Raw genomic sequence first — 20,336 nt, forward strand, 5'->3', positions numbered from 1 at the left:
CACGGACAAACGAGCCCCTGGGCCCAGGGCCCAGGAGCGCGACGTCGTCAGGCTCGCTTGCGCAATTTGCGGCGCTCGCGCTCCGACAGTCCGCCCCAGATCCCGAACCGCTCGTCGTTGGCGAGCGCGTACTGCAGGCACTGCGTCCGAACCTCGCAGGATGCGCAGATCTTCTTCGCATCGCGCGTCGAGCCGCCCTTTTCGGGGAAGAACGCCTCAGGATCGGTCTGGGCGCAGAGCGAATCCGTCTGCCACCCCAGGGGATTGTCATCTCCCGTTTCCTTGCGCACTCCGGGTACTCCCAAGCGAACTGGATCGACAAACCAGTCCTCAGGAACCCCGTTACGATACCCAGATATTGACATATCGTCTCCCACCCCTTGTGCGACGCGCATTCCTTGCGTGTCTTGAACTAATTACATCGGTGTAGTTCCCCGTACGTCAAGTCGCAAATCGTAAACCCTCGATATTGGCTCTAGGGTTTCGACTCGCCCAAGGATCGAAAACCTGTCACCCATTCGGGGCGGAAGCCGCCTGCTGGGACTCCCAGGCGCTCCGCACCATGTCGTCCAGGCTGTGCCGCATGCTCCAGCGCAGGTCCCGGGCGGCGAGTTCGCCGGATGCGACGATGCGGTCGGGGTCGCCAGGACGGCGCGGTTCGCGGGTGGGCGTGAAGTCGATCCCGGTGACCGCGGCCACGGTGGTCATGATCTCGCCGACCGAGACGCCCTCGCCGCTGCCGAGGTTGTAGACGGGCTCGATCGGCTCCCCGGCATCCAGCCGGCCGGCCGCCGCCACGTGGGAGATCGCCAGGTCGGACACGTGGATGTAGTCGCGCACGCAGGTTCCGTCCGGGGTGGCATAGTCGTCACCGAAGATCCGCGGGGTGCGTCCGGCGGCGAGCGCGTCGAAGACAAGGGGGAAGAGATTGTGCGGGCTGGTGTCGCGCAGGTCAGTCGCACCGGAGCCGACGACATTGAAATAGCGCAGGGACGTGTGCCGGAGCCCGGCCGCCACTCCCTGGTCGCGGAGCAGCCATTCGCCGATGAGTTTCGACTCCCCGTAGGGCGACTCCGGGTTCTTGGGTGTCGCCTCGGTGACGAGATCGGTGTGCGGGGTGCCGTAAACCGCGGCGCTCGAGGAGAAGACGATCCGGTTCACCCCGGCCTCTTCCATCACCCCGAGGAGGGTGGCCGTCGCGGTGACGTTCTGCTCGTAGGTGTGCAGCGGGCGCCGGACGGACACGCCGGCGTACTTGTAGCCGGCCACGTGCACGACGCCGCCCAGGTCGTGCTCGGCGAAGGTCCGGCGCAGCAGCCCGGCGTCGAGGATGCTGCCGCGAACGAAGGGCACTCCGTCCGGAACGAACTCGGCGTGGCCGCTGGAGAGGTCGTCGATCACGACGACGTCGATGCCCTCCGCCAGGAAGGCCCGAACAACATGGGCGCCGATATATCCGGCTCCCCCGGTGACTAACCAAGCCATGTGTGCCCTCACTGCTCCGGCCGGCAACCGAACGCTGCCGCTTCGAACAGCCTAACGTCAGGGCGTCAGGTGCTTCCGGCCTCGGTTGCGGTCACGGATTTCGGGGCGGCCGTAGCCGTCGCCGTCGAGCCCGAAGGCGGTGGCCAGCACGCCCCAGAGGGCGAGCGCGCCGAGGATCAGCAGGAAGATGGTCATGGCAGAAAATCTATGCATTGCGACTTACTGCCGCGAGTGGCAGAATCGCCAGCAATCGACACATTCCCGCCAATTCGGCCAAGGAGCCCGTCATGCTCAGCAAAATCGTCTGCGTCACCCTGCCCGGAATGTCCCCGTTCGAGTTCGGGGTCATCTGCGAGGTCTTCGGCATCGACCGGAGCGAGCACGGCGGCCCGGTCTTCGACTTCCACGTCACCGCCGCGGAACCCGGTCCGATCCGCACCAAGCTCGGCTTCGACATCCTCGTGCACGAGGACCTCGCCGCCGCCGCCGACGCCGACCTGATCGCGATCCCCGCCTACGAGGCGGGCGCCCGGATCCACCCGGAGATCCTGCGGGTCGTGCGCGACGCGGAGGCGCGAGGCGCCTGGGTGCTCAGCGTCTGCAGCGGGGCGTTCGTGCTCGGCGAGGCGGGCATCCTGAACGGGCGCCGCAGCACGACGCACTGGATGTATGCGGAGGACCTCGCCCGGGCCTACCCGGAGACCGACGTCGACCCCGACGTGTTGTTCGTCGAGGACTGCCGGGTCGTCACCGGGGCCGGAACCGCGGCCGGGATCGACGCCGCGCTGCACATCGTGCGCAAGGAGCTCGGCGCGGCCGCGGCGAACATCATCGCCCGGCGGATGGTCGTCCCTCCCCAGCGCGACGGCGGGCAGTCCCAGTTCATCCAGTCGCCGGTGGCGGAGAGCCGCAGTGACTCCTTCGCCGTCGTCACCGAATGGATGATGCTAAACCTCGACCGGGAGCTCACGGTCGACCAGCTCGCCCGCAAGGCGCTGATGTCGCCCCGCACCTTCGCCCGCCGGTTCCGCGCCGACCTCGGGACGACGCCGACAGCGTGGCTCAACCGCCAACGGCTGCTCCGGGCGCAGCAGCTGCTCGAGGAGACCGACCGGAGCCTGGAGGCCATCGCCGGCGACACCGGCTTCGGCGGGGCCGCTGTGATGCGCCACCACTTCCTCAAGGTGCTGCAGACCACGCCGACGGCCTACCGCCGGGCCTTCGGCAGCCGCCGCGCGGGCTGAGCGCGTCGTGCGCTCCAGGCCCGTGCCGGGAACTGAATTGCGGGACAACGCACCTTCGTTCGGCCGGGGAAGGTACTTTTTCCGCATCTCAGCGGCGGCTGTCGAGGGAGGCGCCTGGCGAGGGGCTAGGGCGTGTTCGTGGTGGCGAGGAAGACCTCGCCGGCGCCGGCGAAGGTGACGGCGCCCTCGTCGGGGGTGATGTAGACCGCCTCGCCGCGCTTGACGCTCGCGGATGACGCGGTGCCGGCCACGAGGAACCCGCCCGCCGTGCAGATGGCGATCGCCGGCCCCGTCAGCGTGACCTGCCGCATGGGCACCTCGCCGGTGCCGGCGGCATCCGCGTCGATCCGGACGAGCCGGAAGTCGGGCACGTCGGGACGGTACACCGACACCCCGGGCGCGTCGGGCGACGCGGGCAGGTACGGCACCGGCAGCGGGGTGAAGTCGAGCACGTCGAGCAGCTCGTCGATGTCGATGTGCTTGGGCGTGAGCCCGCCGCGCAGCACGTTGTCCGAGGCGGCCATCACCTCGACCCCGAGCCCGGAGAGGTAGGCGTGGATGTTGCCCGACGGCAGGTAGAGCACCTCGCCGCGCCGGAGGGACACGTGGTTGAGCAGCAGGGAGAGCACGATGCCCGGGTCGCCCGGGTAGGTTTCGGCCAGGTCCCGGACGCAGGCCAGCTCCGCCGCGAAGCCGACGTCGGCGCCGCCCTCGGCCAGGTAGGCGGCATGCCGGGCGAGCTCGACCACGCGCTCGACGAGCCAGGCGACCTCCCCGGTGTCGCCGCCGTGTCCGTCGCGCAGCAGCCAGTCGACGACGTCGTGGAGCGCGTCGGGCCCGAGCAGCCGGGTCTCGAGCGCGTCCAGGGCCCCGGCCTGCGGCTCGTCGCTCGCGGCGTCCAGGGCGCGCAGCTCGGCCAGGATCCGTCGGATCTCGCCGAGCTCGCGGAAGCCGCAGAGCGCCTCGAAGGTCTCACTGAGCGCGTAGATGAGTTCGGGCTTGTGGAACGGGTCGCGGTAGTTCCGGTCGGCCGCATCGACCGGGATGCCGGCCTCGTTCTCCAGCGCGAACCCGGCACGGGCTCGCTCCGGCGAGGGGTGCGCCTGCAGCGACAGCGGGCCGCCGGCCGCCAGGATCTTCAGCAGGAACGGCAGCCGGGGAGGCGTGGAGCTCCCCGCGATCTCGGCGCCGAGCGCGGTCTCCGGTGCCGCGGCGATCCACTCGGCAAGGTCCGCGGCTCCGCCGGTGAGGCTCGGATCGACGATCTTCGACGGCGATCCGGCGTGCGCGCCCAGCCACAGCTCGGCCTCGGGCTTTCCCGATGGCTCGTTCCCGAGCAGGGTCGCAATGGCGGTCGGGGAACCCCATGCGTAATCCCGCGGTGTGTTGCTTATGCCCACAAACATGGCTGGCTCCTGCCTCGCTCCGTGGGACCAAACTACCAATGGCGCCTCGGTGCGGCCGCATTCGCCCGGGCGCCGCGCCACTACCCTTGGTCATATGCCCGCCGTCCGCAGCCGTCTCGTCGTCCGCGCCTTCGCGACGCTCCTGCTGTTCACGCTGCTCGCCGGCCAGTTCTGGCGCAACCTCGGCGACTGGTGGGGGTGGGGCGCGATCGCGTTGGTGCTCGTCGTCGGCTGCGTCGTCGGCCTGGCCAGCCTGAAGCCCGACTGGATGTGGCGCAGTTTCCCGAAATCGCTCGTCGCCGTCCTCGGCCTCGCGACCCTGTCGCTCGCCTGGTCGTTCTACCCGGGGGCGAGCGCGATCGGCCTCACGCTCCAGTGGGCGACGACGCTGACCGCGCTCTTCCTGGCGCTGACCTTGACCTGGGCCGAACTGCTGCGCACGTTCTCGGTCGCCCTGCGCTGGGTGCTGGGGCTCTCCCTGCTCTTCGAGCTCTGGGTCGGGCTATTCGTGCGCCACGCGGTGCTCCCCTTCTGGGTCGACTACGGCACGGACAAGGTGCCGCAGGCGTTCTACTGGTCCCGCGGCCTGCTGCTGCAGGGCGGGCCGATCGAAGGCATCGTGGCCAGCCGAAACCTGCTCGGCTTCATCGCCCTGCTCGCCGTCATCGTCTGCGCCGTGCAGCTGGCCGCCGGAACCGTGCGGCGCGGCTGGGGGATCGCCTGGCTGGCCCTCGCCGTGCTGATGCTCGTGCTCACCCGTTCGGCGACCGTCACGCTGGCCGCCGCCGTGGTGGGCCTGACCCTGCTGTTGGCCCTGTGGGCGCGCCGGGTGGGCGCCGACGGACGCCGGCCGGTGTACCTGACGGCCGGGGCATCCGTCGTCGCCGTCGTGGGGGCGCTGATCGCCTTCATGCCGCAGCTTCTCGGCCTGTTCGGCAAGAGCTCCGACCTGACCGGCCGGTTCGACATCTGGGCGAGCGTGACCGACCTGGCGGCCCAGCGCCCGGTGCAGGGCTGGGGCTGGGTGAGCTACTGGGCACCCTGGGTGGAGCCCTTCGACGGGCTCGCCGTGCGCAAGGGAGTCACCTACCTGCAGGCGCACAACGCGTGGCTGGACGTCTGGCTGCAATTGGGCATCCTCGGCCTCCTCGTGTTCTCCGCACTCGTGCTGTCCACGCTCTGGCGGTCCTGGTTCCTGGCGGTCGACCGCCCGCGCCTCGGCCTGGCCGACAACGCCCCGTACACCGCGTCCGCGCTGCTGCCGCTGCTGCTGATGGCCGCGCTGGTGGCGCAGAGCGTGGCCGAAAGCCGGATGCTCGTCGAATTCGGCTGGGTCCTGCTCTGCGTGCTGGCCTTGATGACGAAACGTCAGCGGGCGTCCATCACGCCGATGCCGTAGGCGATAGCGTGGAATAGCCATGATCCCCCGCGCGAACAATTCCGACGTTCCGACGGCTCTCGCGCGCATCCTGGCCTCGCCCCGGTTCGCGACCTCGCTCACCCACGTGGCCCTGGGCGTCGCGTTCTCGATCACGCTGCTGCGCAGCGTGATGGGCTGGCCCGGGCTCGTCGCCGTGCTCGTCGGCCTCGTGGCCCTGGCCGCGTTCTCGCTCTACGCCCGGCGCGCGAGCATCGAGTGGCACGGTCTGCTGCCGATTTCGATCCTCGTCTTCCTGGCCTGGTGCGCCCTGACGACGGTGTGGAGCGGGTACACCCTGGTCACCCTCGCCGGGGTCGGCTACCAGCTGGCTTTCGCGTTCCTGGCCGTGTATATCGCCCTGGCCAGGGACACCATCCAGATCGTGCGCGCCACCGGCGATGTGCTCCGGGTGCTGCTCGGGCTCTCCCTCGCCCTCGAGGTGCTCTCCGGTTTGCTGCTCGACCTTCCGATCACCTTCCTCGGCATCCAGGGCAACCTGGCCCGGTTCGGTCCGATCCAGGGCATCTTCGGCTCGCGGAACGTGCTCGGCCTGGTCGCGCTCCTCGCGTTCATCACCTTCGCCGTGGAGCTTCGGTCCCGGTCGCTGCGCCGGGGACCGGCAATCGGTTCGCTCGTGCTGGCCGGGCTCTGCATCCTGCTCGCCGGCTCCCCCGTGATCGTGCTCGTCGCACTGTTCGTCGGCGTCTCGGCCCTCGCCCTGTACTGGCTGCGCCGCACGCCGGCCGAAGGACGCTGGATGCTCCAGCTCGGCCTCCTGGGCGCGACCATCATCGGCCTGATCGGCGCCTGGATCGCGCGCGGCCGGATCATCGAGCTGCTCAACGCGGGCAGTGAATTCGAGGTGCGCTACACCCTGTGGCGCGAAATGTGGCGCCTGATCAGCCTGCACCCGCTCGAGGGCTGGGGCTGGGCCGGGTACTGGCCGAACAACGTCACCCCCTACGGCTGGCTCGACTTCGTCACCGGCCGCGACCAGTCATCCGGGCTGAACGCATTCCTCGACGTGTATTTCCAGGCCGGCCTGGTCGGCTTCCTCGCCTTCGTCGCCCTCGTCGGGCTGGCCTTCGTGCGGTCCTGGCTGCTCGCCTCGAACAAGCGCACCTTCGTTCATGTCTGGCCGGCGCTGATCCTCGCGGTGCTGCTGGTCATCTCCGCCGCGGAAAGCACGATCCTGGTCGAGTTCGGCTGGCTGCTCCTGCTGGTCTGCTCGGTGAAGGCGGCCCAGGGCATGAGCTGGCGGAGCGCCCTGGCGCGGCAGCCGCACCGGTATGAGGGTTAGCGTGAATCGTCGGCTGCTGAGGTTCACCGGCGGCTACGGCCTGTCCGTCGTGATCAGCGGGGTGATCAGCATCGCCGTCATCCCGGCCGTGATCATCTTCGCCGGGACGGAAGCCTGGGCGACGATCGCCGTCGCGCAGGCCGTCGCCGGTTTCGCCTTCGTCGTCGCCGTGTTCGGCTGGGGCGTCACCGGCCCGACGACGGTCGCCGTGATGGACGACCGGGAACGGGGGCGCTTCTACCTCGACTCCCTGCTCAGCCGGCTGTGGCTCTGCGTGCCGATCCTGCCGGTGGCCGTCATCATCGCCATCCCGGTCTCCCGCGGCGACCCGGCGCTGGCGGCCGTGACCGTCCTGACCGGCGTGCTCGCGGCCCTGGGCGGCGGCTGGTTCTACGTCGGGGAGTCCAGCCCGATTCGCTTCCTGCTCCTCGACTCCCTCCCCCGCAACGTGGGCACCGTCATCGGCGCCCTGGCCCTGATGGCGACCGGGGACGCGCTGTGGTTCGCCCTGCTACAGGGTGTCGGTGTCGTGGCCGCGACCGTGCTCACGACCTGGGACATCCTGCGCCGCTACCCCGGCTGGACGCTGTCCCTGTCGCCCCGGCCCGCGTTCGGCAACCTCCGCGGCCACTCGGCATCCGTGACGATGTCGGTCACCTCGTCGCTCTACGTGAACGTCCCGGTCATCCTCGTCGGGATCTTCATCCCGCAGGCGACGGCGAGCTACGCCCTCGCCGAGCGGATCGTGCGCCTCGCGCTGTACTCGACCCGGCCCATCGTGCAGGTGGCCCAGGGCTACGTGCCGTCCAGGGACATGGACATCCAGGTCTTCCGGGCCCGGCGGGTCGCCTGGGTCTCGCTGCTGCTCGGCGGGGTCGGCGCGCTCGGCTACGCGCTGCTCGGCCCCTGGGCCGGCTCGATCCTGTCGGGCGGGACCCTGAGCATCCCGTTGCCGCTCGCGGTGGCGATGGGGATCAACCTGGGCGCCCTGCTGGCCTCCCAGCTGACCGGCTTCGCCTGCATGAACGCGTTCGGGCTGACCAAGGCGCTCGCCGTCAGCACGATCGTCGGCGCGGTCGTGGGAAGCGCCCTGATGATCCCGCTGACGCTTTTGTTCGGGGTCTCCGGGCTCGCGTTCGGGCTCGCCGCCGCGGAGGTGAGCGTCCTGGCGGTGCAACTCATCGTGCTGCGCCCGTTCCTGCGGGTCCCGCGGCTGCCGCGCACCGAAGCGGTGCCCGGAGGGCTGCCCGACGCCGGACGGTAGGCTCGTAGTCGGACGCGACGTCCGGCGCAGCTGAACGGAGTACGAACGATTGACTGACTGGACAACGATTCAGAACGTGGTTTTCCCGCTGGAGAACGACCCCGATGTGCTCTCGCTGTACCTCGACGCGGACATCTGGGCGCGATTCGGCGACACCGAGACCCGGGTGAGCGACAACGCGCACATCGATGACCTGATCTCGCGGGAGAGCATCCGGATCGAAGCCGGCCAGCGCGTCTCCTTCGCCAGCTACTTCAACGCGTTCCCCGCGTCCTACTGGCAGCACTGGACGACGGTGCGCTCGGTTCGCCTGAGCCTTACAACCGAGGGCGCCGGGACGCTGATGATCTACCGGTCGACCGCGCACGGCATCGCCCAGCGCGTCGAGTCGCACACCCTGGCCGGCACACTGAGCACCAGCGTCGACCTCCCCGTCGTCACCTTCGGCGACGGCGGCTGGTACTGGTTCGACATCGTCGCCGGCACCGAGCCCCTCGTGCTCCGCGGAGGCAGCTGGGCCACCCCGGACCGGCCCGTCCGGACCGGCAAGGTGTCCCTCGGGATCACCACCTTCAACAAGCCCGACTACTGCGTCGCAACGCTCGACGCCCTCGCCGGCAGCGGTGCGCTGCTGGGCGAGATCGACCGGGTGTTCCTCGTCGACCAGGGCAACGACAAGGTCAGCGCCCAGGGCGCCTACCCGGATGTCGCGGCCAGGCTCGGCGCCCAGCTCGAGGTCATCGAGCAGCCCAACCTCGGCGGCTCGGGCGGTTTCGCCCGGTCGATGGCCGAAACGCTCGACCGGCCGGAGAGCGACTTCGTGCTGCTGCTCGACGACGACGTCAAGGTCGAGCCCGAGAGCATCTTCCGCGCCCTGCAGTTCGGCCGGTTCAGCCGGCGTCCCGTGCTCGTCGGCGGCCACATGTTCGACCTGCTCGACCGTCCGGTGCTGCACGCCTTCGCCGAGACCGTCGACCTCAAGCCGTTCGTCTGGCACTCGCAGCCGCACGACAAGGTCCCCCACGACTTCCGCTTCAGCAATCTGCGCCAGACCCGCTGGATGCACGCCCGGATGGACGCCGACTACAACGGCTGGTGGTTCTGCCTCATCCCGACCGAGGTGCTCCGGACCGTCGGGCTGTCCCTGCCCGCCTTCATCAAGTGGGACGACGCGGAGTACTGCCTCCGGGCAGGCGCGGCCGGCTTCGCGACCGTCAGCCTGCCGGGCGCCGCACTCTGGCACGTGTCCTGGCTGGACAAGGACGACTCCATCGACTGGCAGGCCTACTTCCACGCCCGCAACCGGTTCGTGGCCGCGCTGCTGCACTCGCCGTTCGCCGGCGGCGGGGACCTCCTGCGCGACAGCCGCATCTGGGACATCAAGCACCTCCTCTCGATGCAGTACTACCCGGTCGCCCTGCGCCAGCAGGCCATGCGCGACGTGCTGAGCGGCCCCGCGCACATGCACGCGACGTTGCCGACCAAGCTCGCGGAGCTCCGCGCGCAGGCCGCCGACTTCCGTGAGAAGCGCGTGCTGAAATCGGATGCCGAGACCCCCGTGACCAACGAAGGCAAGCGCGTCTACCCGATCCCGGCCGGCACCCAGCAGGCCAAGGGACCCCGCGGCCTGGCGCTGGTCCTCTTCACCGCCCAGATGGTGGCCAGACACTGGCTGGTCAAGCCGGCCCCGGCCAATGTCGAGCGGCCGCAGGTGGAGCTCTCCAAGCGCGACGGCGTGTGGTTCCGGCTGCCCTACTTCGACAGCGCCCTGGTCTCCACCGCCGACGGCGCCGGCAAGACCTGGTACACCCGGGACCGGCGCCAGTTCCGACGGATGCTGCGCGAGAGCTGGCGCCTGCACCGGGAAATCGGTCGCCGCTGGCCCGAGCTGGCCCGCCAGTACCGGGACGCGCTGCCCGAGATCACCTCGGTCGAGGAGTGGAACAAGACGCTCGGTCGCTGAGCCGCTGCGTCGGCGAGGGCGGCCGCTACGCGCGGGCGCGGAAGGCGGGTTCGAGCTTGTTGCTGAACATGCTCAGCGCGGAGCCGATCGCCATGTGCATGTCGAGGTACTGGTAGGTACCGAGGCGTCCGCCGAAGTACACGTCCGGCTCCCCCGCCTGCAGCTCGCGGTAGGCGAGCAGCCTGGCGCGGTCCTGGGGCGTGTTGACCGGGTAGTACGGTTCGTCGTCGCGGGTCGCGAAGCGCGAGAACTCGCGCATGATGACGGTCTTGTCGGTGGGGTAGTGGCCCCGCTCCGGGTGGAAGTGACGGAACTCGTGGATGCGGGTGAACGGCGCGGAGGCATCCGCGTAGTTCATCACGGATGTTCCCTGGTAATCGCCGACCGGGACCACCTCCTGCTCGAAATCCAGCGTGCGCCAGGACAACTCCCCTTCCGCATAGTCGAAGTAGCGGTCGATGGCACCGGTGTAGATCACGGGGACCTGGCCGACCGTGGCTGCCTTGTTGATCGCCTGGCTCTCATCGAAGAAGTCGGTGTCGAGGCGAACCTCGATGTTCGGGTGGTCGGCCATGCGCTCGAGCCAGGCCGTGTACCCGTCGACGGGCAGCCCCTCGAACGTGTCGTTGAAGTAGCGGTTGTCGTAGTTGTAGCGAACGGGAAGCCGGCTGATGATCTCCGCCTGGAGCTCCGTCGGGTCGGTCTGCCACTGCTTCGCCGTGTAGTCGCGGATGAAGGCCTCGTACAGCGGACGCCCGATCAGGCTGATCGCCTTCTCCTCGAGGTTCGCGGCGGTCTTCGTGTCGAACTCGGCCGCCTGGCCCGCGATCAGTTCCCGAGCCTCGGTGGGCGAATAGGCCGCCCCGAAGAACTGGTTGATCGTGCCGAGGTTGACCGGCAGCGGGAACACGACCCCGTTGTGGTTCGTGTAGACCTTGTGCTGGTAGTTCGTGAACGCGGTGAACCGGTTGACGTACTCCCACACGGGCACGTTGGAGGTGTGGAAGAGGTGCGACCCGTACTGGTGCACCTCGATCCCGGTCTCCGGGTCGTTCGCGCTGTAGGCGTTCCCGCCGATGTGTGGACGACGGTCGATGACGACGACCTTGCGGCCGAGCTCGGTCGCGGCTCGCTCCGCGATGGTCAGCCCGTAAAAGCCTGACCCGACGACGACGAGATCCATTAGCTCGCACCTCCGGCGCCGATGACCAGGCGCGGAACGCCTGCCCACTTCTCCGGGGACGTCGCGTTGCGCCCGTCGACGAGTAGCCGGATGCCCGGGAAGTCGGCCGGGGTGAGGTCACGGTATTCGGCGTGGTCGGCCTGCAGGATCGCCAGGTCGACGCCCTGGCCCTGGACGTAGGGGGTGAAGCCGAACCGGCCCAGTTCCTCGTCGGTGTAGAGCGGGTCCTGCACGACGACGTGTGCGCCGCGCGCAGTGAGGGCCTCGACGGTCGGGAAGACGCCGGAGAACGCCGTCTCCTTGACGCCGCCGCGGTAGGCAGCGCCGAGGACGAGCGCGGTGAGTCCGGTCAGGTTGCCCAGCAGGCCTGCGGCCTGCTCGACGACCCGGCCGGGCATCGACGCGTTGAGCGTGCGCGCGGTGCGGACGATCTCAGCGTCTGGATCGGTCGAGAGGTACAGTCGCGGATAAACCGGGATGCAGTGCCCGCCGACGGCGATCCCGGGCCGGTGGATGTGGCTGAATGGCTGGGAGTTGCAGGCTTCGATGACGGCGTACACGTCGACCCCGGCCTTGTCCGCGAACAGGGCGAACTGGTTCGCGAGCCCGATGTTGACGTCGCGATAGGTGGTCTCGGCCAGCTTCGACATCTCGGCGGCCTCCGCGGTGCCCATGTCCCAGACGCCGTTCGGGCGTGCGAGGTCGGGGCGTTCGTCGAAGGTCAGCACCTGCTCGTAGAAGTCGATGGCGCGGCGCGCGCCGGCCTCCGACAGTCCGCCGACGAGTTTCGGGTACTTGCGCAGGTCGGCGAAGACCCGGCCGGTGAGCACGCGTTCCGGAGAGAACACCAGGTCGAAGTCGGTGCCCTCGACGAGTCCGGAGCCCTCTTCGATCATCGGCTTCCAGCGGGTACGGGTGGTGCCGACCGGGAGGGTCGTCTCGTAGGAGACCAGGGTTCCCGGTGTGAGGTGTTCGGAGAAGGAGCGGGTCGCCGCATCCATCCAGCCGAAGTCCGGCGCCCAGGTCTCGTCGTTGACGAAGAGCGGCACGACGATGACGACCGCATCGGCGCCGGGGATGGCCTCCGCATAGTCGGTGGTCGCGCGCAGTCGGCCCGCGGGCACGAGGACGCTGAGCTTGTCCTGCAGCTCGGCCTCGCCCGGGAACGGCTCGACGCCCGCGTTGACCAGGTCAACGAGTGCGGGGTTGACGTCGACTCCAACGACATCATGACCCTGATCAGCAAACTGGACGGCGAGGGGCAAACCGATCTTGCCCAGCGCGACAACGGCAATACGCATGGGGTCCAGTCTACCCGGGCGGAGCAGCGGCGGCCGCCGGGGGCGGGCTGCGACCCCGCCCGAGTGGCGCCGACCCCCTCCCGCGGGTCACGGGGGAGGGCGCGGAGCCAGCCCTAAAGCCCGGCGCGCACGAGCGCAGAAGCGACGGCGAAGCGCAGCGGCGCCTCCCGCGCGAGGAGCAGGAGGGGATTCCTCGGCACCAGTGACGGCGGCGAGAGGTAGCGGCGCCGGCCGGCGGCGGCCGCGAGCAGGTCGTCGGCAGGGGCCCCGACATCGCGGATGACGTCTATGAGGGCGCGGTCGGACCGCGACAGCACCTCCACGGCATGCGGGGCGGCGCCCACGCATCCTTCGAGGCCGGCGGCCAGCGTGGCCCGTTCGGCCGGGGTCCAGAGTGCGGGGTCCTGGCGGTTGTGCACGGTGCCGAAGATGTGCACCCGGATGAGCTTCACGACGAGGGCCTCGCACTGCTGGGGCGTGAGGGCCCTGAGCAGCTCGCTGGCGAGCAGTCGGTTCAGGAAGATGAAGTCGTCGGCGACTGGCTTGGGCGCGAGGGTGACGCGGTCGGATGCGTCGTTGTGGATGCGATAGGCCGGCCCCCTGCGGTCGCGGCTGATCCGGGCCCCGGAGAACCAGAGCGCCGTCGAGTACTCCACATCTCCCCCGGTGCCGGGAACGGACATTAGCCGCAGCGCACCGAACCGTTCGCGGGAGACGAGCCCGAGCGGGGCGCTCCGGTAGGAGAGCCGGTCGCGGACCCCGTCCAGGGCGGCCGCCCGGAAGGGTCGGCTCGGCGGCGTCGGCACGTTGGCCGCCCCGGCGTGCGCGAGGCGCGGGATGACGACATCGGCCCCGTCGCGCCGCTGCACGGCGAGCCAGGAGTCGATGGCACCGGGCTCGAGTTCGTCGTCGGAGCCCATGATCGACGTGAACGGAGCCGTCGCGGCATCCATGCCGGCGTTGAAGGGACCGCTGGGGCTGCGCACGCCGTCCTGCAGTTCGAGGAGGCGCAGCCGCGGATCGTCGGCCAGCTCGCCGAGGACGCGGCGGATCTCGCCGGGGTCGGTGTTGTGACAGACAACGCTCACCCGGATGGGTGCCGCGGTGTGCTTCAGCACCGACTCGACGGCGCGGTAGATCGGCCTTCGGGGGTTGTGCACGGCGATGATGTGGTCGACACGTGGTTCAGGCACGGCAGGGCGCTTCCAGCCGGGCCGGGCTAGCGGCCCGGGCTGGGGACCCGGGCGGTGAGGAGGTCGGCGATGGCCGTGTCCCACACCTTGACCTCCGCCGCGGCGTTGAGCGTCGACGCCGCCGTGTCGGATGCCGCCTTGAACCGGGCGGTTGCCTCCGGCGTCAGGGCGTCGATGACGTCGGCCAGGGACTGGGCGGTGAAGTCGCCGGTGACCACGCCGAGCTCGTAGTCCCGAACGATGCTCGCCATCTCCGGCGACGGGCCGACGATGATGCCGAGGCGAGCCTGGACGTAGTCGAAGATCTTGTTCGGAAGCGCCCATTCGTAGCTGAAGTTGACGGGCGGCAGGACGAACACGCCGACATCGAACGCGTTGAGCGTCGGGATCAGTTCCGAGTAGCTAACCGGGTCGTGGACGGTGACCCCGTCGAGTTCGGCCGCGCGCTTGCGGAGCTGCACGATGAAGTCGGGGTGGTTGGGCGTGAGATAGAGGTCGAGGGTGGGGTTGGTGGTGCAGAGGGCGACAGCCTCGAGCATGATGTCCAGATGGCGGTTGCGCAGCCCGGCTCCGCTGTGCACGAGACGCAGGCGCTCTGCCGGCTCGCTCGGGGTCAGCGGCCACTCGGGCGTCGCGTTTTTGACGACGCCGGGCGCGAAACCGAAGTCCGCTGCGTACTGGCGGGCCAGTCCCGCGCCGACGGTGGTCGACGAGTTTACGTGGCGCACGTACTTGCGGGCCATCCAGCGGTAGTAGGGCGACAGCCAGCGCATCCAGCCCTTGTTCTCCGACCGGAGCTTCGGCGTGTATTCGTGGAGGTCGGCGTGCACTCCGGATGGCGCGTCCAGGGACAGGGCCAGCGGAACGGTTTCGAAGTCGTTGGCCAGCACGACGTCCCAGGAGCCCGGCTGCAGTTCCTTGCGGCACCATGCGACGGCGCTGGTTCTCCAGTACACGCGCTCGTACAGGCGCAGGGCCAGGTACCGGGGGTACAGGTCGTTTTGCGGCTGGTCGTCCGGGATCCGGATGTGCCTGGCGACCCCCTCCGGGGCTGCGCCGTAGCCGCAGGTGGTGACGTCGTACTGCTCGGAGAACAGGGTGACCTGCTTGAGCACTCTCGCGTCGCCCTCGATGGGCGAAAACGACAGGATGAGCAATCGCGGGCGCTCGGTCATGGGGAGTCCTCCTCCGGGTTGGTCAGGAATGGTCGAAGAACATCGGCGGAACGGCGGCCGTCGTGGACGCCCTGCACGAACTCGACCCCTGACCTCGCGATCGTTCGGTAGCGCTCACGATTCTCACACATGTCGCTGATGATTCTCTCGAGGGTGGCCGCCGTGGCCTCGACGATGGGCAGGTCGCGGCCGGTCTCCGCCTTCACCCGGGCGCGGACATCCGTCGTCACATGGCCGACGACGACGCGGCCGGCGGCGAGTGCCTCGCAGGCGGCGACCCCGTAGTCTCCGAGCCGGAATTGGTCGAGCACGACGTCGGCATGTCGGTAGACCGCCGGCATCTCCCCCGCCGGAACGCCCTCGATCCGCACGTACTCGATCAGGCCGTCGTCGTGCAGGCGGCGCATGACCGGGTCGATCAGCTCCGAGCCCTTCATCGAGGCCCGGCTCGGCGCGTGCGCGACCACGGGTCGTTCGCGGGTGAACGGAACGGACTCGGTCGCCCACAGCGACGGGTCGACCACGACGGGAAGCCAGCTCGCCTCCGGAACGTCGCTCAGCAGTCCGAGCGTCGAAACGAAGACCGGGAGGCGCAGGGTGTCGAGCAGCGCCTTGTTCTCCAGCGCCTGCTTCTCGAGCCGGGCGGTGAGGTCCCCGAGCGCGCCGAGGAAGGGCGAGTACTCGTTTCCGGCGGCGTGGCGGCTGGGCAGGCGGATGTCGCTGCCGTGGCAGAGGAAGGCGGCACGAACGCCGGCTCCCAGCAGTTCGCGCACCTGCTGCTCGACGGTCTGGTCGTACACGCGGCCGAAGATGTGCCGTTCGGCTTCGATGATGACGTGGGTGAACCCGGTCAGCACCGCGTCGCGCTGTCGCCGCTGCCAGCCGCTCGAGAGCACATAGCCCGTGGCGGGGATGACGAGGTCGGCGGGGTGGCCGAACTCGCCGCCCACCCGGTAGGCCATCGTCACCGCGCCGACCCCGTCGATGTTCTGCTCGGCGGCCCTGGCCCAGCGCCAGGCCTGACCCGCCCAGTTCACCGGGGCGATGAAGAGGCGAATGGGGGTGCTGGGCGGCACGGCGACGTGGAGCTCGGCGGGGTCGTACCGGTAGCGATGCGGAAGGATCCGGTTGAGGACCCCGTCCGGGACCAGGCGCAGCAGGCGCCCGGCCACCTTGGTCAGGCCCTGGGGAAGAATGGGATTCTCCCTTTTCGTCCGGTTGACGCGGACGCGGGCCGGCCTCGGGGCGCGGCCCGTTTGCCGGGGTCGACCGCGTAGAGGAGGTAGCGCACGAGCACTCCCTCACGGTCGAACAACCGGGTGGCCGTGCGGGGAAGGAGCCGGGCAGCACGGCCCCCGGCCGCGTGCCGGGTTACGGCGGCCGCGATGTCGCTCGGACCGGTTCGGCGATCGAGAAGGACGTCGAGCAGGTCGCGATCCACTCGCGGGAACGGTTCGAGGGCATCGGGGGCCAGGCGGAGCAGGGCGGCCAGGCAGCCGCGGACGGCGTCAACCGAGGCCGCGTCCCACTGGTCGGCCGTCGGTCGCGCGAGCACGGCGCCCAGCAGGTGCACCCGGATCAGCTTGATCGACAGCGCTCGGCGCACCGGAGCAGGCGATGCGGCGAGCCAGTCGCGTCGGGCGAGGTCGTTCACCGCAGTGAGGGCCACGGCCGCCGACATCGGCGCCGTCGTCACGCGGGTGTCCGCGTCGGCCCCGATCACGTAGCAGGCGGTATCCGAGGCGAGGTCGATCCTGGCTCCGCTCGCCCAGAGGCGCGAACTGATGGCCAGGTCGCCTCCGGAGCGCACGCCCTCGGTGAACCGCAGCCCGAGCTCGTTCACCAGGCTGCGGCGCAGCAGCCCGAGCGGGGACGAACGATAGAAGAGGCGGTCCTTGACCGGTTCGAGCCGGTGGCGGCGCCACGCCCGCACGAGCGGGTTGCGAAGAACACTGGCCCCCTGGTGACGGAGGGCGGCCAGGAGCACGTCGGGGTTGTTGCGGCGCACCTCGCTGGTCCAGGCATCCATCGCGCCGGGTTCCAGGAAATCGTCGGATCCCATGACCCCGACGTATTCGCCGGTCGCCAGGTCGAGGCCGTGATTGAACGGGCCGGTGGGAGCGGCGATGCCGTCGGCGAATTCGACGACCCGCAGCCCGCGGCCGGCCAGCCCCTCGAACTGCCCCATCACGGCGTCCCGGCTGATGCCGTGGCAGACGACGGTGACCCGAACGCCGTCCGGGTTGCCGGCGAGCACGGAGCGCACCGCCCGGCCGACGGGACGGCCCGGGTCGTGAACCGGGATGACGAGGTCGACCAGCGGCTCGCTGGGACCCGCTCCTGGGCCGCTGGTCACGCCGTTACCGGGTCAGACCGGCAAGCGCGGCCTGCACGGCGAAGTCGGGCACGGCCGCGACGACCTCGCTGAAGGTGCCGTTGGCCACGATCTTGCCGTCGCGCATGAAGCAGACCTGGTCGCTGTCCATGACGGTCGACAACCGGTGCGCGACGGCGACAACGGTCACCTGTCCGCGAAGTTCCCTGATCGCGGTGGCGACATCGGACTCGGTCTTGGTGTCGAGCGCGCTCGTGGCCTCGTCCATGACGAGGATGAGCGGGTCGCTGTACAGCGCCCTGGCGATCCCGAGCCTCTGGCGCTGCCCGCCGGAGAGGGACATCCCCCGGTCGCCGACCCGTGAGTCGATTCCCCCGGCGCGCGCTTCGATCGTCGGCCAGAGCTGTGCGCGCTCGAGCGCCTGCTTGACCTTGTCGCGGTCGAAGTCATTGTTCCAGGTGAGCGCGACGTTCTGCGCGACGGTCCCGTCGAAGAGCGAGACGTCCTGGGGGACGTAGCCGACGCGCGAGCGCCACGCCGCCAGGACGGTGTCGAGCGGTACGCCATCGATGGAGATTTCGCCGCTGGAGGGAATGAGCAGGCCCAGGATGAGGTCGACGAGCGTGGACTTGCCGGCGCCCGACGATCCGACCAGGCCGACGGTGCTGCCCATCGGGATCGTGAGGTCGACGCCGGAGAGCGAGGATTCCTTGGTCCCAGGGTAGGTGAACTCGACACCGCGCAGCACGATAAGCTTCGGTTCCTCCGCGAGGGGATCGTGCCCGATGCGCTCGGCGTGCTCGATGTAGCCGCGGGCCGCGTGGATGTCCTTGATGACGGCCTGGACCTGCGGGATGTTGGCGTGGGTCTGGGTGATGATCGACTGGAACCCGGTGAGGGAGGGCACAAGCCGGAAACCGGCCACCCCGAAGAGCGCGACGGCCGCGAAGGCCGCGGTCATCCCGCCGCCCACGTATGCGACCCCGCCGACGAGGAGGAAGCCGCCAACGAGCGCCGATTCGAGGACGAACTTGGGGACACCGCCGAGGAAGCTGAGGTTGGCGCGAGCCCTGGTCGTGTGGATGCGGTTGGCGTGCACCACGGCGGCGACCTCGCCGGCCTTGTTGCGCAGGGTGATTTCCTTGAGCGCGGCCACCATATCCGTCATCAGCGATGCCACGCGGAAGGAGTAGTCGCGGTTGACGCGGCCGGCCTCAATCGACTTCCGCGCCACCCAGTAGTAGAGCATCCCGGCAATCAGGCCGAGGTAGCCGATTGTGACCAGTGCCGTGATCGGCTGGGCGATGACGATGACGACGATCACGGACACGCAGGTGGTGAGCAGCGTCGGCAGGGCCAGGACGGGCAGCAGGAACCCGGCGGTCGCGTTCGCGATTCCGACATCGGCCAGCCGCACCAGCTGGGATGTGTTGCGCTTCAGGCGTTCCGTCCACGGTGCCTTGATGTACGCGTCGAAGAGCTGGTCGCCGATCTGCAGTTCGTACACGGCGAACCGCCTCGTCGCGAACCACTGCAGCCCGACGCTGAGGGCGGACTTCAGGATGATGAGACCGGACACGGCCACAAGGATCCAGACGTAGCCGTCGACGGAGATCGTGCCGACCACCGGGAGCGAGACCGGGCTGTTCTGCACCATCTGGGTCAGCGATACGGCCAAGAGGCCCAGTGCGGCGATATCCAGGAGAGCGAGGGCGCCCGAAATGAGGACGTAGGTCCAGAGGAAAACGACTGCGCGGCTCGGGAGAAGGGGCATGAGCTGCTTCAGCGTGCGCCAGATGAGCTTCAAATCAGTGCCGTCCTTCGTCGAAGTGCCAACACCTATGTTCCCACACAACGTTCTGGGCGCTTGCTGGGCGCCACAGCGCTGCGGTCAGCGGCGGTCAGCGGCGGTCAGCGGCGTCGTGCGCGCGGCTGCGGCGATGGCGGCGACGGCCCGCTGGGCAACGGCGGCCGAACCGACGTTCGCCGCGGCCCATTCCCTGATCCCAGCGCGACGCGCGGGCGTTGGCCCCGCGTCGAGGGCGCGCACCATCGCGGCCGCGACCGCTTCGACGTCGTAGTCGACGGATTCCCCGACGCCGCCGAGCCGCGTGAAGGCCGTCCCCGGCCCGACGCCGGCGTAGATGACCGGGGTGCCACAGGCGACGGCCGCGTACATCTTGGTGGGGAAGGAGAAGTCATACCCCTGGCCCGGTCGTACGCTGGCGAGCGAGGCGGATGCCCCGCCCAGCCAGTCGGCGACGGCCTCCGGTGCCAGTCGCGGCTCGAAGTGCACCGAACCGGGCGGGAGCGCGGCGGCGGCCCGTTCAATCGCTTCGCGTTCGGCGCCCTGGCCGATGTAGACCAGGCGCGTTCCGGGCCTCTCGGAAACGGCCAGGGCGAAGGCATCGAGGAAGATCCCGGCGCCGTGCACCTCCGACGCGGTTCCGGCGTAGACGAGGTAGGGCGCGTCGCCCTCTGCGCGGCCGGACCCCAGCCCGAAGAGGTCGGTGTCGACGCCGTTGCCAATCAGGGTGACCCTGTCCCGGATTCCGAGTTCGGCCAGCCGCAGGGACACGCCTTCCGACACGGAGAGCACTGCGGAGGCCCCGCGCAGGGCGAAGAGTTCCAGCATCCGGACCGCACGGACCACCCAGCGGGGGGCGCCGGTCGACTCGGACGCGTCAGACCAGATATCGGCCGCGTAGTACACGTACGGCGTCCGGCGCAGCCGGCAGACGAGCCGCACGACCGCCCCGGTCGTTGGCGGCGGCTCGGTGACCACGACGTCGGCCCGCCGGGAGGCGAGCAGCCGGAAGAGCAGGGGCGTGTCGAAGCTCATGTATTGCGCGTACCCGCGCACGTACCCCGCGGCATCCCGGAGCACCGGGAAGCGCTTCACCGTGACCGCGGGCCGGGTCGACGGGGCGCCTCCTCCGGGCACGGTCGACGTGAGCACCGTCACCTCGTGGCCGGCATCGGCCAGCGCGTCGGCCAGGGCCGCGAGCCGGAAGGAGGCGGCGGCGGGTTCCGGTGAGAAGATCCGGCTCGTCAGGATGACGCGCAT

Annotated in this window: 17 protein-coding genes; 5 read left to right on the forward strand and 12 right to left on the reverse strand. The window is 69.7% G+C overall.

The annotated features are described in order from the left end of the window. Positions 1-47 precede the first annotated feature (47 nt). From E3O23_RS04330 to E3O23_RS18010, 3 genes are all read right to left on the reverse strand, one after another. Positions 48-365 (reverse strand): WhiB family transcriptional regulator, encoded by a 318-nt coding sequence (locus E3O23_RS04330; protein WP_134488589.1) that lies wholly within the window; start codon positions 363-365, stop codon positions 48-50. Between the two features lie 145 nt (positions 366-510). Next, positions 511-1,485, reverse strand: a complete 975-nt coding sequence (gene galE / locus E3O23_RS04335) for a UDP-glucose 4-epimerase GalE (protein WP_134488516.1) — start codon at positions 1,483-1,485, stop codon at positions 511-513. Positions 1,486-1,542: 57 nt separating this feature from the next. Further along, positions 1,543-1,680, reverse strand: coding sequence for a hypothetical protein (locus E3O23_RS18010; RefSeq protein WP_166790400.1), 138 nt, complete (start codon positions 1,678-1,680; stop codon positions 1,543-1,545). A gap of 92 nt (positions 1,681-1,772) precedes the next feature. On the opposite strand from E3O23_RS18010, the gene E3O23_RS04340 reads away from it, so the two are divergent. Then, complete coding sequence (locus E3O23_RS04340; protein WP_134488518.1) at positions 1,773-2,729, forward strand: GlxA family transcriptional regulator; 957 nt, start codon at positions 1,773-1,775, stop codon at positions 2,727-2,729. 125 nt (positions 2,730-2,854) lie between these two features. Here E3O23_RS04340 and manA read toward each other — a convergent pair whose 3' ends face one another. Then, positions 2,855-4,135, reverse strand: coding sequence for a mannose-6-phosphate isomerase, class I (gene manA / locus E3O23_RS04345; RefSeq protein WP_134488520.1), 1,281 nt, complete (start codon positions 4,133-4,135; stop codon positions 2,855-2,857). Positions 4,136-4,229: 94 nt separating this feature from the next. Between manA and E3O23_RS04350 the strand changes: the two genes are divergently transcribed. Genes E3O23_RS04350 through E3O23_RS04365 form a run of 4 tightly spaced genes read left to right on the forward strand, consistent with a single transcriptional unit; the run spans position 4,230 to position 10,082 of the window. After that, positions 4,230-5,534, forward strand: a complete 1,305-nt coding sequence (locus tag E3O23_RS04350) for an O-antigen ligase family protein (protein ID WP_134488522.1) — start codon at positions 4,230-4,232, stop codon at positions 5,532-5,534. Between the two features lie 19 nt (positions 5,535-5,553). Then, positions 5,554-6,855 carry an O-antigen ligase family protein gene (locus E3O23_RS04355; protein ID WP_134488524.1) on the forward strand — a complete coding sequence of 434 codons (1,302 nt, stop codon included), beginning with the start codon at positions 5,554-5,556 and terminating at the stop codon, positions 6,853-6,855. Position 6,856: 1 nt separating this feature from the next. After that, a complete protein-coding gene (locus E3O23_RS04360; protein WP_134488526.1) occupies positions 6,857-8,119 on the forward strand; it encodes a lipopolysaccharide biosynthesis protein in 1,263 nt (420 codons plus the stop codon). 49 nt (positions 8,120-8,168) lie between these two features. Next, positions 8,169-10,082 carry a glycosyltransferase gene (locus E3O23_RS04365; RefSeq protein WP_134488528.1) on the forward strand — a complete coding sequence of 638 codons (1,914 nt, stop codon included), beginning with the start codon at positions 8,169-8,171 and terminating at the stop codon, positions 10,080-10,082. Positions 10,083-10,107: 25 nt separating this feature from the next. Here the strand turns inward: E3O23_RS04365 and glf are convergent, their stop codons facing one another. The 8 genes from glf to E3O23_RS04400 form a co-directional block, all read right to left on the reverse strand. Beyond that, on the reverse strand, positions 10,108-11,265 hold the full coding sequence (gene glf / locus E3O23_RS04370) for a UDP-galactopyranose mutase (RefSeq protein WP_134488530.1): 1,158 nt from the start codon (positions 11,263-11,265) through the stop codon (positions 10,108-10,110). After that, positions 11,265-12,566: a nucleotide sugar dehydrogenase gene (locus E3O23_RS04375; protein WP_134488532.1), complete on the reverse strand. Its 1,302-nt coding sequence runs from the start codon at positions 12,564-12,566 to the stop codon at positions 11,265-11,267. The genes glf and E3O23_RS04375 overlap by 1 nt, the downstream gene beginning before the upstream one ends. Positions 12,567-12,679: 113 nt before the next feature. Then, positions 12,680-13,759, reverse strand: coding sequence for a glycosyltransferase family A protein (locus tag E3O23_RS04380; protein ID WP_241983314.1), 1,080 nt, complete (start codon positions 13,757-13,759; stop codon positions 12,680-12,682). Positions 13,760-13,785: 26 nt separating this feature from the next. Further along, positions 13,786-14,934, reverse strand: a complete 1,149-nt coding sequence (locus E3O23_RS18485) for a glycosyltransferase family protein (protein ID WP_241983315.1) — start codon at positions 14,932-14,934, stop codon at positions 13,786-13,788. After that, the gene (locus tag E3O23_RS04385; RefSeq protein WP_134488536.1) at positions 14,931-16,106 is read right to left on the reverse strand and encodes a glycosyltransferase; all 1,176 of its coding nucleotides are present in this window, start codon (positions 16,104-16,106) and stop codon (positions 14,931-14,933) included. The genes E3O23_RS18485 and E3O23_RS04385 overlap by 4 nt, the downstream gene beginning before the upstream one ends. Before the next feature lie 5 nt (positions 16,107-16,111). Beyond that, positions 16,112-17,290 (reverse strand): glycosyltransferase family 2 protein, encoded by a 1,179-nt coding sequence (locus E3O23_RS04390; RefSeq protein ID WP_134488538.1) that lies wholly within the window; start codon positions 17,288-17,290, stop codon positions 16,112-16,114. A gap of 4 nt (positions 17,291-17,294) precedes the next feature. Continuing rightward, entirely contained in the window at positions 17,295-19,076 is a 1,782-nt protein-coding gene (locus E3O23_RS04395; protein ID WP_134488540.1) for an ABC transporter ATP-binding protein, read from the reverse strand. 84 nt (positions 19,077-19,160) lie between these two features. Then, positions 19,161-20,336, reverse strand: a complete 1,176-nt coding sequence (locus E3O23_RS04400; protein WP_134488542.1) for a glycosyltransferase family 4 protein — start codon at positions 20,334-20,336, stop codon at positions 19,161-19,163.

The sequence above is a fragment of the Cryobacterium tagatosivorans genome, from assembly GCF_004402215.1.
Lineage (GTDB): Bacteria > Actinomycetota > Actinomycetes > Actinomycetales > Microbacteriaceae > Cryobacterium > Cryobacterium tagatosivorans.